This window comes from Photobacterium gaetbulicola, assembly GCF_003025515.1.
Taxonomy (GTDB): Bacteria; Pseudomonadota; Gammaproteobacteria; order Enterobacterales; family Vibrionaceae; genus Photobacterium; species Photobacterium gaetbulicola.
Genome location: NZ_PYME01000007.1, coordinates 32845 through 46755, shown reverse-complemented (window position 1 = coordinate 46755; position 13911 = coordinate 32845). Strand labels below are relative to the sequence as shown.

General features: G+C 48.8%; 14 protein-coding genes. 6 read left to right on the top strand and 8 right to left on the bottom strand.

Features of this window, described 5'->3' with window-relative positions:
- Nucleotides 1-34 precede the first annotated feature (34 nt).
- Entirely contained in the window at nt 35-355 is a 321-nt protein-coding gene (clpS, locus tag C9J03_RS07990; RefSeq protein WP_039459836.1) for an ATP-dependent Clp protease adapter ClpS, read from the bottom strand.
- A 461-nt stretch (nt 356-816) separates the two neighbouring features.
- On the opposite strand from clpS, the gene cspD reads away from it, so the two are divergent.
- Entirely contained in the window at nt 817-1038 is a 222-nt protein-coding gene (cspD, locus tag C9J03_RS07985; RefSeq protein WP_039459846.1) for a cold shock domain-containing protein CspD, read from the top strand.
- Between the two features lie 262 nt (nt 1039-1300).
- Here the strand turns inward: cspD and icd are convergent, their stop codons facing one another.
- On the bottom strand, nt 1301-2554 hold the full coding sequence (gene icd / locus C9J03_RS07980; RefSeq protein WP_044622914.1) for an NADP-dependent isocitrate dehydrogenase: 1254 nt from the start codon (nt 2552-2554) through the stop codon (nt 1301-1303).
- Nucleotides 2555-2696: 142 nt separating this feature from the next.
- On the opposite strand from icd, the gene C9J03_RS07975 reads away from it, so the two are divergent.
- The 4 genes from C9J03_RS07975 to purB all read left to right on the top strand — a co-directional run bounded on the left by C9J03_RS07975 (nt 2697) and on the right by purB (nt 6826).
- Nucleotides 2697-3338 carry a pseudouridine synthase gene (locus C9J03_RS07975; RefSeq protein WP_044624411.1) on the top strand — a complete coding sequence of 214 codons (642 nt, stop codon included), beginning with the start codon at nt 2697-2699 and terminating at the stop codon, nt 3336-3338.
- Between the two features lie 255 nt (nt 3339-3593).
- Complete coding sequence (gene mnmA / locus C9J03_RS07970; protein WP_044622913.1) at nt 3594-4709, top strand: tRNA 2-thiouridine(34) synthase MnmA; 1116 nt, start codon at nt 3594-3596, stop codon at nt 4707-4709.
- Between the two features lie 14 nt (nt 4710-4723).
- On the top strand, nt 4724-5341 hold the full coding sequence (gene hflD, locus C9J03_RS07965) for a high frequency lysogenization protein HflD (protein ID WP_044622912.1): 618 nt from the start codon (nt 4724-4726) through the stop codon (nt 5339-5341).
- A 114-nt stretch (nt 5342-5455) separates the two neighbouring features.
- Nucleotides 5456-6826, top strand: coding sequence for an adenylosuccinate lyase (purB, locus tag C9J03_RS07960; RefSeq protein WP_044622911.1), 1371 nt, complete (start codon nt 5456-5458; stop codon nt 6824-6826).
- Nucleotides 6827-6889: 63 nt separating this feature from the next.
- On the opposite strand, the gene C9J03_RS07955 is transcribed toward purB, so the two are convergent.
- The 3 genes from C9J03_RS07955 to C9J03_RS07945 all read right to left on the bottom strand — a co-directional run bounded on the left by C9J03_RS07955 (nt 6890) and on the right by C9J03_RS07945 (nt 8213).
- The gene (locus C9J03_RS07955) at nt 6890-7225 is read right to left on the bottom strand and encodes a zinc ribbon domain-containing protein YjdM (protein ID WP_044622910.1); all 336 of its coding nucleotides are present in this window, start codon (nt 7223-7225) and stop codon (nt 6890-6892) included.
- A 109-nt stretch (nt 7226-7334) separates the two neighbouring features.
- Nucleotides 7335-7823, bottom strand: coding sequence for a P-loop nucleotide/nucleoside kinase family protein (locus tag C9J03_RS07950; RefSeq protein ID WP_044622909.1), 489 nt, complete (start codon nt 7821-7823; stop codon nt 7335-7337).
- A gap of 36 nt (nt 7824-7859) precedes the next feature.
- Nucleotides 7860-8213, bottom strand: coding sequence for a tRNA-binding protein (locus C9J03_RS07945; protein WP_044622908.1), 354 nt, complete (start codon nt 8211-8213; stop codon nt 7860-7862).
- A 187-nt stretch (nt 8214-8400) separates the two neighbouring features.
- Between C9J03_RS07945 and C9J03_RS07940 the strand changes: the two genes are divergently transcribed.
- Nucleotides 8401-9534: a ribosomal protein uL16 3-hydroxylase gene (locus C9J03_RS07940; RefSeq protein WP_044622907.1), complete on the top strand. Its 1134-nt coding sequence runs from the start codon at nt 8401-8403 to the stop codon at nt 9532-9534.
- Between the two features lie 68 nt (nt 9535-9602).
- On the opposite strand, the gene C9J03_RS07935 is transcribed toward C9J03_RS07940, so the two are convergent.
- From C9J03_RS07935 to oppD, 3 genes are all read right to left on the bottom strand, one after another.
- Nucleotides 9603-11714: a methyl-accepting chemotaxis protein gene (locus C9J03_RS07935; protein ID WP_044622906.1), complete on the bottom strand. Its 2112-nt coding sequence runs from the start codon at nt 11712-11714 to the stop codon at nt 9603-9605.
- A gap of 215 nt (nt 11715-11929) precedes the next feature.
- Complete coding sequence (gene oppF, locus C9J03_RS07930) at nt 11930-12919, bottom strand: murein tripeptide/oligopeptide ABC transporter ATP binding protein OppF (RefSeq protein WP_039463982.1); 990 nt, start codon at nt 12917-12919, stop codon at nt 11930-11932.
- The gene (oppD, locus tag C9J03_RS07925; protein WP_039463978.1) at nt 12919-13884 is read right to left on the bottom strand and encodes an ABC transporter ATP-binding protein; all 966 of its coding nucleotides are present in this window, start codon (nt 13882-13884) and stop codon (nt 12919-12921) included. Before oppD ends, oppF begins: the two co-directional genes overlap by 1 nt.
- Nucleotides 13885-13911: the final 27 nt, after the last annotated feature.

The window sequence follows — 13911 nt, the reverse complement described above, 5'->3', positions numbered from 1 at the left end:
TAAATACCACTCAATTATGGCGTGCCGGAAAAGACTATGCCTTTTCCATCGTACACAGTAGCGGATGTTCATGCTCCCTCGCATACATCATCACCTGGGCCACCTTGGTTTCGGCCACCTCGGCAGTGAAGGTTCCGCACACCGCTTTCCCCTCGTAATGCACAGTTAGCATCAACTGTGTTGATTTCTCCAGATCCATGGAGAAGAACTTCTGTAACACTTCTATCACAAAATCCATCGGTGTGTAATCATCATTATTTAAAATTACTTTGTACATCGATGGTGGTTTGACCTGGACTTCCTCTTCTTCCAATACATCAGAGTCGGGAATAATCCACTCGTATAACTTACTCATAACCTTAACTTACCAGTACGATAGGAATAGTCTACCAAGAAACAATGAGTTATCACTCAATAATGCTTACAAGGTTTATCCGACCACCGTTTTCCTATCCCTATATTCAGACTAATGCACACATTGTATTCCAGCAAATCAGAGATGACTATGACTGAGCCAACAATCCGGGTCAATTCCCTCTATTTGTTCCCCAACACAAAGGAGTAGCCGCGAGAATCCGCCTTCATAAATTACGTGCCAGAAAAAAGCAGGCATGTAAAAAAATGCTAAAAATATTACACAACATCGCATTTTAACAAAATGTTATACAACCCGCTTGACTGCCTAATTCTTTTTACTAAAGTGTAACTTGTAGTGGATATTGACTGCATCAAATTAGCATTAGTATGCAAGTCGTGTTAAAAAGGAAATAGCAGACTAATGCAAAATGGAACTTGAATGCACAGAAGGATGTAAGCATGGCAACAGGTACAGTTAAATGGTTTAATAACGCTAAGGGATTTGGTTTTATCTGCCCTGAGACAGGCGAAGGCGATATTTTCGCCCATTATTCAACTATTCAGATGGATGGTTACCGTACACTCAAGGCTGGTCAACAGGTCAACTATACCGTTGAGACAGGGCCAAAAGGGTTCCATGCCAAGGAGATCGTTCCCGTTGAAGGTGAAGCCGTAAAATAACGTGCTTGACCAATACGACTCTTTCTGAAGACGAGTAATTGCTCGTCTTTTTTATTTATCCTACCACCTTTCTTCCCCCCCTCGTCACACCACCAAACCAAAATGCATAACTTATGCATAAGCGACGTTCTATCTCACGAACCAAGAGTTAACAATAATATTACAACTCAAGAGTTAGCAGGTTATTTTTAGAAAATTTAAGACACAAAAAAGCCCAGCAGGGCTGGGCTTTTTTATGCTTTATCGCAATGATGAAACAGAATTACATCTGCTCAATCATGTCATCGGCGAATTCTGAACACTTACGCAGTGTCGCACCGTCCATTAGACGCTCGAAATCGTAGGTTACCGTCTTGTTGCTGATCGCCGCTTCCATTGAGCTGATGATTAGATCAGCCGCTTCAGTCCAACCTAGGTGGCGAAGCATCATTTCAGCAGACAGGATCAATGAACCAGGGTTAACCTTATCTTGGCCAGCGTACTTAGGCGCTGTACCGTGTGTTGCTTCGAACAATGCAACACCATCACCGATGTTCGCACCCGGTGCAATACCGATACCACCAACCTGGGCAGCCAGAGCATCAGAGATGTAGTCACCGTTAAGGTTCATCGTGGCAATGACATCGTACTCTGCTGGGCGCAGAAGGATTTGCTGCAAGAACGCATCAGCAATGCTGTCCTTGATGATGATTTCTTTGCCCGTATTCGGGTTCTTCAGCGTCATCCATGGGCCGCCGTCTAGCAGTTCAGCACCGAACTCTTGCGCTGCCACTTCGTAACCCCAATCTTTGAAGGCACCTTCGGTGAACTTCATGATGTTACCTTTGTGAACCAGCGTTAGCGAGTCACGATCGTTATCGATCGTGTACTGAAGCGCAGCACGGACTAGGCGCTTAGTACCTTCTTCAGAAACAGGCTTGATACCAACACCACACTGCTGTGGGAAGCGGATCTTCGTGGCGCCCATCTCTTCTTGCAGGAACTTGATGACTTTATCCGCTTCTTCGGTACCAGCCTTGAACTCAACACCGGCATAGATATCTTCCGAGTTTTCACGGTAGATAACCATATCAGTCAGTTCAGGTTGCTTAAGTGGGCTTGGTACACCGTCGAAGTAGCGTACTGGGCGGGCACAGATGTATAGGTCTAGCTCTTGGCGAAGCGCAACGTTCAATGAACGGATACCGCCACCTACTGGCGTCGTCAAAGGACCTTTGATTGCCACTTTGTAGTCGCGGATAAAATCAAGGGTTTCTTGTGGTAGCCAAGCATCTTCACCGTATACTTGCGTTGATTTTTCACCGGTATAGATTTCCATCCAGGCAATCTTACGGTCGCCGGCATAGGCTTTCTCGACAGCGGCATCAACGACTTTGATCATCGCAGGGCTTACGTCAACCCCGATACCATCACCTTCGATGTAAGGGATGATAGGGTTGTTAGGAACAACCAGTTTACCTTCAGAGTCCAGAGTGATTTTCTGACCTTCAGCTGGTACAACTACTTTACTATCCATTTAAATCTCCTAGCGTCCATTTGTTATCTTTTTGTAAGATGCGCGCAAATCATACTTGAAATTTTATCGATACGCCACTCATTGTATTTTTCGCGTATAATAGGTATGTCAATTTACTTTTCCCTTGTACAACTCGCTATTTATGAAGCCAAACACCTCTTCGCGTCAACCCAAACGTGCCAATAATGAGCGCCGACCATCAAGAATACGAAATAAGCCAAAGCGGCCACGCGGCCCGACAAAAATCATATTATTTAACAAACCTTATAACGTTTTGACCCAATTTACCGGCGAGCCGGGGGATAAAACGCTGTCTGATTATGTCTCGGTGAAAGACGTTTACCCGGCCGGGCGACTGGATAAAGACAGTGAAGGATTGTTGGTTTTGACCAATGATGGTGTCCTGCAGGCACGCTTGACCCAACCAAAATCGAAACAGCCCAAGATCTACTGGGTTCAGGTAGAAGGCGCGCCAAGCGAAGAAGAGCTCGAACAATTGCGCCGCGGCGTGACGCTCAAGGATGGCCCAACCCTGCCAGCCGGGGTGGAAGTCATTGCCAGTCCAGAAGTCTGGGAGCGGACCCCGCCCATTCGCGAACGGAAAAACATTCCGACCACCTGGCTGGCCATTACCCTCAAAGAAGGACGCAACCGCCAAGTCCGCCGCATGACAGCTCATATCGGCTACCCTACCCTGCGCCTTATCCGTTATAAAATGGCAGATTGGACCGTCAGCGACCTGGCGCCGGGAGAATGGAAAGAAGTCAAACTCGACGCCTCCTAAACCAACTTGCCAGCAGTTTTATACTGCTGGCAAAGCCTTCACATTTCCCTGCCGCATTTTTACGATTTTAACATTAAAAACACTACACTTTTGCCTCGGCCTCATCTATCATTGCCACCAGAAGCAAACGTTTGCGCAAATAAAAAAATGACGTTGGTAAAATTATTAAAGTGTGATTCCGCTCTCGCTCTGTTTCGGCCAGATGGTTTCTGTTAGAATCGCGCCCTTAACTTTTATTAACGACTGAAGAGTAAAATGTCAGATAACAGCCAGAAAAAAGTCATTGTCGGCATGTCCGGCGGTGTAGATTCCTCGGTATCCGCGTACCTTCTTCTTCAACAGGGCTACCAAGTTGAAGGCCTGTTTATGAAAAACTGGGAAGAAGACGACAACGATGAGTACTGCTCTGCAGCCGAAGATCTCGCTGACGCGCAAGCTGTATGTGACAAACTGGGTATCCACCTGCACACCATCAACTTTGCGGCAGAATACTGGGACAACGTGTTCGAGTACTTCCTTGCAGAGTACAAAGCAGGTCGCACACCGAACCCAGACATTCTTTGTAATAAAGAAATTAAATTCAAAGCATTTTTGGACTTTGCCGACGAAGTGCTGGAAGCCGATTACATTGCCATGGGCCACTATACCCGTCGCAGCTTCCCGACGGCTGAAGGTGAATTGCCGAAGATGCTGCGCGGCGTTGATAACAATAAAGATCAGAGCTACTTCCTGTACACATTGAGCCACGAGCAGATCGCTCGCAGCTTGTTCCCTGTGGGTGAGCTAGAGAAGCCAGAAGTTCGCCGCATTGCGGAAGAGCAAGGTCTGATCACCGCGAAGAAAAAAGACTCAACCGGTATCTGCTTTATCGGTGAACGTAAGTTCACTGAATTCTTGAGCAAGTACCTGCCTGCACAGCCAGGTAACATTGAAACAGCCGATGAAGGTAAAGTCATCGGCGAACACCAGGGTCTGATGTACCACACCCTAGGTCAGCGAAAAGGGCTGCATATTGGGGGCCAGAAAGGTGGCAACGGTAATGAAGAGCCATGGTTCGTTGTTGATAAAGATGTAGAGCGTAACGTACTGATTGTTGGCCAGGGTAAAGATCACCCTCGCTTGAAGTCAGACGGCTTGGTGGCCGCTCAGCTGCACTGGGTTGACCGCCAACCAATTCGCGAACCGTTCAAGTGCACGGTTAAAACACGCTACCGCCAGCAAGATATCCCTTGTACCGTTATCCCGGTTGATGACGAGACTATCAAGGTTATCTTCGACGAGCCGCAAATTGCGGTAACGCCGGGCCAGTCTGCAGTATTCTACAGCGGTGAAGTCTGCCTTGGCGGCGGTATTATTGAAAAGCGTATCTAAGGGAGTTGACGCACGTGGCACACACTGTTTATGACCGTACTATTGCCTTTGCTGGTATTTGTCAGGCCGTAAAACTGGTTCAGAAGATTGCCCGAGATGGCCATTGTGACCAAGACGCGCTGGAAGCTAGCCTGCGAAGCATCATGGCAACCAACCCGTCAAACACTATTGAGATCTTCGGCAATGAAGCCAATTTGAAAATGGGTCTCGAAGCACTGGCAGCTGAGATTGATAACACTCCTTCGGGTAATGAAATCACTCGCTATCTGGTTAGTGTAATGGCATTGGAACGAAAGCTGGATAGCCGCCGCGACAGCATGGCACAGCTGGGTGACCGTATTAGCACCGCCCAGCGCCAGATGGATCACTTCGAATTGCTTGAAGACCAAATGATCAGCAACCTGGCAAATATCTACTTGGATATCATCAGCCCGTTAGGCCCTCGTATTCAGGTGACCGGTACACCAGCACAGCTTCAGCAGCAGAGTGTACAGCACAAAGTGCGTGCCTTACTTCTCGCCGCAATTCGCTCTGCGGTGCTATGGCGCCAGGTCGGTGGCAAACGACGCCACTTGATCTTCGGACGCAAGCAGATGGTCGAGCAGGCGAAAATCCTACTTGCCCGCTGCTAACAAAATATTTTGTGCCAGCCCTTAAGCTGGCACCTTTTTCATCCCCTTGCGTCGATTTTGCAAGGGTGAGAGTTACACCTTGTTTAAACCTTAATTGAATCAGGAGAGAGCAACATGGAACTGTCAGCATTGACTGCTGTTTCCCCAGTAGATGGCCGCTACGGAAGTAAAACGATTGCACTACGCAGCATTTTCAGTGAATTTGGTCTGCTAAAGTACCGTACAATCGTTGAAATCCGCTGGCTACAGAAACTAGCCGCTACTGATGCTATCGTGGAAGTTCCTGCGTTCAGCGCTGAAGCCAATGCCTTCCTTGATCGCATTGCTGCTGAGTTCAGCGAAGAAGACGCAATGCGCATCAAGACCATTGAGCGCACGACTAATCACGATGTAAAAGCTGTTGAATACTTCCTGAAAGAAAAAGTTGCAGAAGTACCAGAGCTACACGCAGTGAACGAGTTCATTCACTTCGCATGTACATCTGAAGATATCAACAACACTTCTCACGCACTGATGCTGCATGAAGCGCGCGAGCAAGTGATCCTGCCTGAGATCCGCAACGTTATCGATGCGATCAAGGCCCTAGCCAACGAATACCGTGAAGTACCGCTTCTTTCTCGTACCCACGGCCAGCCAGCTTCTCCATCGACTATGGGTAAAGAAATGGCTAACGTTGCATACCGTATGGAACGTCAGTACAAGCAAATCGCTAACGTTGAAATTCTTGCGAAAATCAACGGTGCGGTAGGCAACTACAACGCTCACCTATCTGCTTACCCAGACGTTGACTGGCACCAGTTCAGTGAAGAGTTCATCACGGAATCTCTTGGCGTAACTTGGAACCCATACACCACTCAGATTGAGCCGCACGACTACATCGCTGAGCTATTCGATGCTATCGCTCGCTTCAACACGATTCTTCTAGACTTCGACCGTGATGTTTGGGGCTACATCGCTCTAGGTCACTTCAAGCAGAAGACTATCGCTGGCGAAATCGGCTCATCGACTATGCCGCACAAAGTTAACCCAATCGACTTTGAAAACTCTGAAGGTAACCTTGGCCTAGCTAACGCTATCTTCGGCCACCTAGCACAGAAACTGCCTGTTTCTCGCTGGCAGCGTGACCTGACTGACTCAACAGTACTTCGTAACCTAGGTGTTGGCTGTGGCTATGCAATCATTGCATACACTTCAACCCTTAAAGGTATCAGCAAGCTAGAAGTTAACCAGGCTGCTCTTGAAGCCGAGCTAGACAAAAACTGGGAAGTACTGGCCGAGCCGGTACAGACAGTAATGCGTCGCTACGGCATCGAGAAGCCATACGAGAAGCTAAAAGAGCTAACTCGCGGTAAGCGTGTTGACGGCGAAGGCATGCGCAACTTCATCGATGGTCTGGAACTACCAGAGCACGAGAAAGCACGCTTGAAAGAAATGACCCCAGCGAACTACATCGGTGACGCAGTTAAACTAACTGACAAGCTGTAATCGCAAGGTTATATCTCGCATAAAGGAAGGCCAGCTGATTGCTGGCCTTTTTGTTACCGATGTTTAGGCTTTTTTCACGAACTTCGCCGTTACCATCATTTCGCCCGCGCCATCAACTTTGCAGTCCAGTTGATGATCCTTGCCTTCAACGATCCGACGAATGACCGCCTTGGTGCCAATCTTCATCACCATAGAGCTCCCCTTTACTTTGAGATCTTTGGCTAGCGTAATTTTATCCCCTTCAGCCAACAATGTGCCGTTGGCATCTTTAACGGTAAACTCCTCTTCGCCAGAAGGCTCAGACGGGTTCCATTCATGCGCACACTCGGGACAGATCAGCTGGTTTTGATCCGGGTACACAAACTCAGAGTTACAAACAGGGCAAGGAGGGAAAGACATACATTACTTCTTCTATCAATGAATCTGCCATATATAGTATTGGCTCACTTCGGTCTATGCGAGTGTATTCTAACGGCTAATCAGAATTTTGCCGCTCGTTATCACCGCACTACCCGTTTGAAACAACAGTTATCATGATACCTTCGCTGCTGTCAGGAGCCTCGAAAAACTGAGTAATATGGTTGAACATTTCTTCATTATCAAACGCTGCCCGCTCCGGTTGTTCGGCTCGCCTTTTCGCTATCTGCCTGAGACATTGCTCGTTACTTACCTGCAGGTAAATAAGTTCATGATTGGCATTAACTTCAGAGGCTAGAGATAAGAACCAAGTCCGTTGGCTTTGGGTATTAGCAGGAAAATCCAATACCACATTGGTGCCAGTTAATAGAATGCGTTGAACATGGCTCCGGACTAATGGTTTCATCAAACCTGAATAGTGGATGTAATCTTGGAACGAAGCAACCTTATTGGGATAAAGCGCTGCCAACCATTCATCTTCCGATAGCAAGACAGCATTTCGCTCAATGCTAACTTGCTTGGACTTGGTAGACTTTCCCGCCCCCATCTTGCCGCAGAAGAAATACAGCTTCCCGGTCATATTTTTCCTCTATCTAACTAACCTACTACCTGTTATCTAGCCCGCTCGGCTGCCATTCGGAATTGTGGCTTCCGGTATAGCGAGGCAAGGTGTCAACTTGTCAGCGTAGCCAATATCAAACAGCATTCCCTGAGATACCTCACCGGCCATTTTTTGCTCGGGTAAATTCACCACGAACAAGGCTTGCTTGCCTTCAATCTCAAAAGGGTTTTCACGCTCTTGCTTTATCCCGGCAAGGATAGAGCGAACGTGATCGCCAAAATCCACTGTCAGCTTCATCAGCTTCCTCGATTTTTCAACTTCAGCAACAGCTGTGATCGTGCCAACTCGGATATCCAGTTTTTCAAAGTCTTCGAACGTGATTAGTTCTTTAATAGGTGCAGGTTTCATTTTCGTTCTCTTTCTCGACAATTTCGCTGTAAAAGATTGAATTACCCAGCTTATCACTTTAAGCATTAGCCAATGATGGCCCATCTCACGAAACAGTGCTGCTCGCTCTTTTTCGCAAATAATCCACTGCCACGACATACTTATGCGTATAATCTCAACATCATTGTCAGCGTTTAAAAGCAAAACTATGTATCAGCTCACCTTCTCTTTCGAAGCGTTCCTTGCCGAATTCTGGCAAAAGAAACCCACTATCATCAAAGGTGGATTCAATAAGTTTACCGATCCTATCAGTCCTGACGAGTTGGCAGGCCTTGCCATGGAAGAAGAGGTCGACTCTCGCTATATCGCCAAGCACGGCAACGAGTGGGAGGTCAAACATGGCCCGCTTACTTTCGACAACGTGCCAAAAGATAACTGGTCCTTCGTGGTACAGGCCGCTAACCACTGGCATGAGGGGGCGGCCAGCTTAGTAACGCCTTTTCGCCAATTACCGAACTGGTTGTTCGATGACCTGATGATCAGCTATTCCACTCCAGGCGGCGGTGTCGGCCCGCACATCGACCAATACGATGTCTTCATCGTACAAGGTTCGGGTAAGCGGCGCTGGCGCGTAGGGCCTCAAAAAGAAGACTACGAAGAAAAGCATGGCCATCCGGCACTTCGCCAGATCAAAGATTTCGAGCCTATTCTTGACGATGTCCTCGAGCCGGGCGATATCCTCTATATTCCGCCGGGCTTCCCGCACGACGGCTATGCCATCGAGACGGCGATGAGTTTTTCTATCGGCTTTCGCTCACCGAAGAAACAAGAGTTACTCAGCAGCTTTGCCGATTATGTGATTGCCAACGAGGTGGGTGATGTCCATTACCACAACCCTGATTTACCGGCTCGCAAAACACCAGGGGCAATCATGGCCAGCGAGCGCGCCGATATGGAAGCCATGATGCGCAGCCTGTTAGATCACCCTGAGATGATAAAACAGTGGATGGGTGAACACCTCAGCCAAAATCGCCACGAACTTGATATCATTGCCGCTGATCCACCATGGCAAGCCGCTGAAGTCTACCAGTTTCTCGAAAGTGGTGAAGTGCTAAAACGACTGGGTGGCCTCCGGGCGTTTTACTACCCCGAACAACCGCACCAGCTCTTTATCAATGGTGAAAGCTACCAACTACCAGAAGAGTGCGGCACGGCGGCGACCTACCTGTGCGATGCTGAAACCATCAGTCAGGATAAGCTGGGCAAACTCATCGATCATCCGGCCTTTATCGCCTTACTGACCCAGCTGATCAACTACGGATACTGGTATCCCGTTGAATAGTCGATTGTTAAATGAAACACCGGGTGTTTGCCCGGTGTTGGTGTTGATGCGGTTACCGGGTATATAACTCAGAGCTTAAATTGCCCGGCTAACGACTGCTGATGCTTGGATAGGTCAGCCAACCGCTTGCCAATACCCGCAGACTTCTCCGCCTGCTCAAGGATGTTCTCACTCAAACCTCGGATATTCGACACATTGTGGTTAACTTCAGCCGATACTGTTTGCTGTTCATGGGCCGCATGCATGATTTGCTCATTCATTGATTGAATAGATGCCACCGCCTCCGTAATTTGTCCGAGGCTGACCACGGCGCGGCCAACTTGAGAGGACGTCTCACCGGCTAACTGGTTACCCTCTTCAATCGCAACGACAACATCACGCGTACCTTGTTGCAATACTTCAATCACAGTACGGATCTGCCCGACCGAGTCGTGTGTCCGGCTGGCTAACTGGCGCACCTCGTCGGCTACAACGGCAAAACCACGCCCCTGCTCACCGGCACGAGCTGCTTCGATGGCGGCATTCAAGGCCAACAAATTAGTCTGCTCGGAAATGCCTTCAATTACCTGGAGGATCTGGTTGATGTCTTCACTATTGGTCTCAAGCTCCTTGGCAACCGGCACGGCATTTTCCATCCTGGCCACCAAGCTATCCATCGATATTGCTGATTGTTTGATCACCCCGTGACCATCTCGCACCGCACTATCGGCCTGGCCGGCAGCCACAACGGCCGTTTCGGTATAGCCCACAACTTGCTCGGCGGTCTGTGCCAGCTCTTCCGACGCTGTGGCCACCATATCCACTTCCCGGAACTGGGCCTGACTGCCGTCGCGGGTATGGTTAGCGACTTCTGCTGCTTGTTCAGACGTCATACCCACATCGTTCACCGCAACCACGACATCACCGATAGTGGCTTGGAGTTTATCCAAAAAACGGTTGAACCAAAGGGCAAGCTGGCCGACTTCATCATTTTGCGCGACAGGCAAGCGCTGAGTTAAATCCCCTTCCCCCGTCGCAATGTCTTCCAATCGTTCAGCAACATGGCGGATCGGAGCCACCACACGAGAAGCAGCGAAGACAACCGCCAGCAAGCCAGTAACCGCGACCGCCAAACTTGCAACCGACTGAACCCATGCCGACTGGTCACGCTGCTGCGAAATATCTGCGTCCAAAGCGATTGCCTCTTCCAGCACCCGTGCCACCGGCAACTGGATAACAATTCCCCAGCGCACCAGCCCAAGCTGGACCGGTGTGTAGGCATAGAGCCACAGCTGATCACCCGTCCAGAGCACTTGCTCTTCGCCTCCCTGTAACCAGCGGGTTAGTTCCGCCGGCAGTCCGTCGTTTTGATTAAAGAGCTGGCCGACTCGACTTTGCGACTGATCCCAAGCCACGATTGTGCCATTCTGGCTGATCAGGCTGACATTGCCGGCACTATCAAACAACGCTTGGTCGACAGATTGAATTAGTGGCTGTAATGGAGAAAGCTGAATATCAATTCCCATCACCCCGACGATCTCTCCGTCAATATCAAGCGGGACAGTAATGGTACTAACAATAGGTGCCAGCTGACCGAACCCTGCCAACAGCGGATTAGACACACACATACTCGCTTGGCTGCTCAGACACTGTGACCATAGCCTTTGGCGAGAGATCAACTGCGACTCTGAATAGATAAATTGTTCAGCATCACCGGATGGTGATTTCGCCCAATACGGCGCAAAGCGTCCCTGTTCATTGGCACCCACATAATCGGCTCCAACATAATTCCTATCTTCACCGTCCAGGGCATCAGGGTTAAACACCACAAAGGCACCATGAATATTCTCGAACTCATTTACGGTACGACGTAATAACTCGCTGATAGAACCACGCAATTCAGAGCTATTGGTGTAATTCTCTTCAGCATTGTGTTTTAGGAACAGTACACTCTGGGCCAGCATCTCAGCGCGGTGCGTCGCTTCATCCAGGTACTGCTGAACCGTCGTGCTTTGCTTTTCTGCTTGGGCCTGAACGACCAGTTGGGATTTTTCCCTAAGAGTAGAGAAAACCTGCTGGCTAACGAGCTGTTGGTTTTGGGAGGCGAAATAAAATGACAGGCCTGTTAAGACTATAACTGTCGCCAGTAAGGCTAGCCCGGCCATCAGGGCTATTTTCCATTTGACGGATAATGACCGCATACAACAATCCTTGTTACTACTACATTTATTCGACAACAAACGTTATCGGTACTGTGTCAAACCTTGGACCCAGTCGCCATATTTTGCATATTGTGACATGTAGGTCACACAGGCACCAATAGCATAAATAATTAAATTTATTGGCTTTTTAGCCAGATTACAAACAAAAAAGGCGCGGTTTTTACACCGCGCCCAAAGCCTGTCACAGGCTTGAATTATTGAGCGTTGAGGCAAGAAACTGCATGAATATCGTTGCCGTTTAGCACTGGCTTTTTATTCGCACATTCGGCCGTCGCCACTGGACAACGGGTCCGGAACACGCAGCCTGAAGGCGGGTTCATCGGTGAAGGCAAATCGCCTTCCAGCAGCTCAATGTGCTTGGTGCGCTCCAACTCCGGATCAGGGATCGGTACTGCCGACATCAAGGCTTTGGTGTATGGGTGCTTCGGCTCACTGAACAGTGCCTCGGCTTCCCCCATCTCAACCGCATTGCCCAAATACATCACCAGCACGCGGTCCGAGATGTGCTTAACTACCGACAAGTCGTGGGCAATGAAGATCAGACTCAGGCCCATTTCTTTCTGTAGCGATTTAAGCAGGTTAACGACCTGTGCCTGAATCGATACGTCCAAAGCCGATACCGGCTCATCACAAATAATCAACTTGGGCTTTAGGATCAAGGCACGGGCAATACCAATACGCTGACACTGCCCCCCTGAGAATTCATGCGGGTAACGGTTGATTACGTTAGGTAGCAAACCTACTTTGGCCATCATGGCCTTAACTTGCTGTTTCACATCATCTGCCGAAAGCTCCGGAAAGTAAGCTTTCAATGGCTCAGCGATAATTTCACCTACCGTCATACGCGGGTTCAGCGATGCCAGCGGATCCTGGAAAATCATCTGGATGTCTTTACGTTTTTCGCGCATCGCTTTGTGGTCCAGCTTGGTCAAGTCCTGACCCAACCAAACCACCTTGCCATCGGTTGCTTCAACCAAGCCGATAACCGCACGGGCGAAGGTTGATTTACCACAACCAGATTCACCAACCACACCCAGCGTCTCACCTTCATAGAGACGGATATCAACGCCATCAACCGCTTTCAAGCTCAATGGTTTGGTCCACGGCCATGCGGATTTCTGAGCAATGCTGAAGTGAACCTTCAGATCATGAATATCAAGTAATACTTTCTTTTGAGCTTCCATTACCACGTCCCCATATCAGAAAAACACGCGCGCAAGCGACCTTCAGTAAATGCCTTTAATTGAGGCGCTTCTTGCGAACAACGGCTAGATACACGATGGCATCGCTCCTGGTAAGGACAGCCGACAGGCAAACTCAGTAAGTTCGGTGGGTTACCCGGGATTGTTGGCAGCTCTTCGCCCTCGGTATCAAGGCGCGGAATGGCTTTCAACAAACCTTCTGTATATGGGTGCGATGGCTTGTAGAAAATCTCATCAATCTTGCCGTATTCCATGGTACGGCCAGCGTACATTACCAATACTTTGTCACAGCTACCGGCAACCACCCCCAGATCGTGGGTGATCATAATGATCGCAGTATTGAAGTCTGTTTTCAGTTCATTCAACAACTCCATGATCTGCGCCTGTACCGTCACGTCCAACGCTGTTGTCGGCTCATCAGCAATCAGTAGTTTAGGACGACACAAAAGTGCCATGGCAATCATTACACGCTGTCGCATACCGCCCGAAAATTCGTGCGGGTACATGGTAATACGCTTGCGTGCTTCAGGGATTTTCACCGCTTCCAGCATGCGAACACTTTCTTCGAATGCTTCAGCCTTGCCCATTCCCTTGTGCAACATCAGTACTTCCATCAGCTGATCGCTAACTTTCATGTACGGGTTCAGTGACGTCATCGGATCCTGGAAAATCATTGCGATTTGTTCGGCACGGATCCGGTTAAGTTCTTTTTCTGGTAGGTTGAGAATTTCACGGCCTTCAAATTTGGCACTGCCGCCAATCATGCCGTTTTTAGCCAGTAGGCCCATGATAGCGAATACCGTCTGGCTCTTGCCCGAACCGGACTCACCGACGATACCCAAGGTCTCGCCTTGGTTGAGCGAAAAGTTTAGATCGTTTACCGCGGTGACAATGCCGTCTTGAGTTTTGAATTCTACGCGTAGATCTTTGACATCTAATAAGCTCATAGTACTTCCTTATAATCTATCTACCTC

Excerpts from the sequence above, each read along its gene's own strand:
- C9J03_RS07955 (WP_044622910.1), bottom strand. The coding sequence starts at position 7,225 with ATGTCTTTCCCTCCTTGCCCTGTTTGTAACTCTGAGTTTGTGTACCCG.
- purB (WP_044622911.1), top strand. The coding sequence starts at position 5,456 with ATGGAACTGTCAGCATTGACTGCTGTTTCCCCAGTAGATGGCCGCTAC.
- icd (WP_044622914.1), bottom strand. The coding sequence starts at position 2,554 with ATGGATAGTAAAGTAGTTGTACCAGCTGAAGGTCAGAAAATCACTCTG.
- C9J03_RS07940 (WP_044622907.1), top strand. The coding sequence starts at position 8,401 with ATGTATCAGCTCACCTTCTCTTTCGAAGCGTTCCTTGCCGAATTCTGG.
- oppF (WP_039463982.1), bottom strand. The coding sequence starts at position 12,919 with ATGGAAGCTCAAAAGAAAGTATTACTTGATATTCATGATCTGAAGGTT.
- cspD (WP_039459846.1), top strand. The coding sequence starts at position 817 with ATGGCAACAGGTACAGTTAAATGGTTTAATAACGCTAAGGGATTTGGT.
- C9J03_RS07975 (WP_044624411.1), top strand. The coding sequence starts at position 2,697 with ATGAAGCCAAACACCTCTTCGCGTCAACCCAAACGTGCCAATAATGAG.
- mnmA (WP_044622913.1), top strand. The coding sequence starts at position 3,594 with ATGTCAGATAACAGCCAGAAAAAAGTCATTGTCGGCATGTCCGGCGGT.
- oppD (WP_039463978.1), bottom strand. The coding sequence starts at position 13,884 with ATGAGCTTATTAGATGTCAAAGATCTACGCGTAGAATTCAAAACTCAA.
- C9J03_RS07935 (WP_044622906.1), bottom strand. The coding sequence starts at position 11,714 with ATGCGGTCATTATCCGTCAAATGGAAAATAGCCCTGATGGCCGGGCTA.
- C9J03_RS07950 (WP_044622909.1), bottom strand. The coding sequence starts at position 7,823 with ATGACCGGGAAGCTGTATTTCTTCTGCGGCAAGATGGGGGCGGGAAAG.
- C9J03_RS07945 (WP_044622908.1), bottom strand. The coding sequence starts at position 8,213 with ATGAAACCTGCACCTATTAAAGAACTAATCACGTTCGAAGACTTTGAA.
- clpS (WP_039459836.1), bottom strand. The coding sequence starts at position 355 with ATGAGTAAGTTATACGAGTGGATTATTCCCGACTCTGATGTATTGGAA.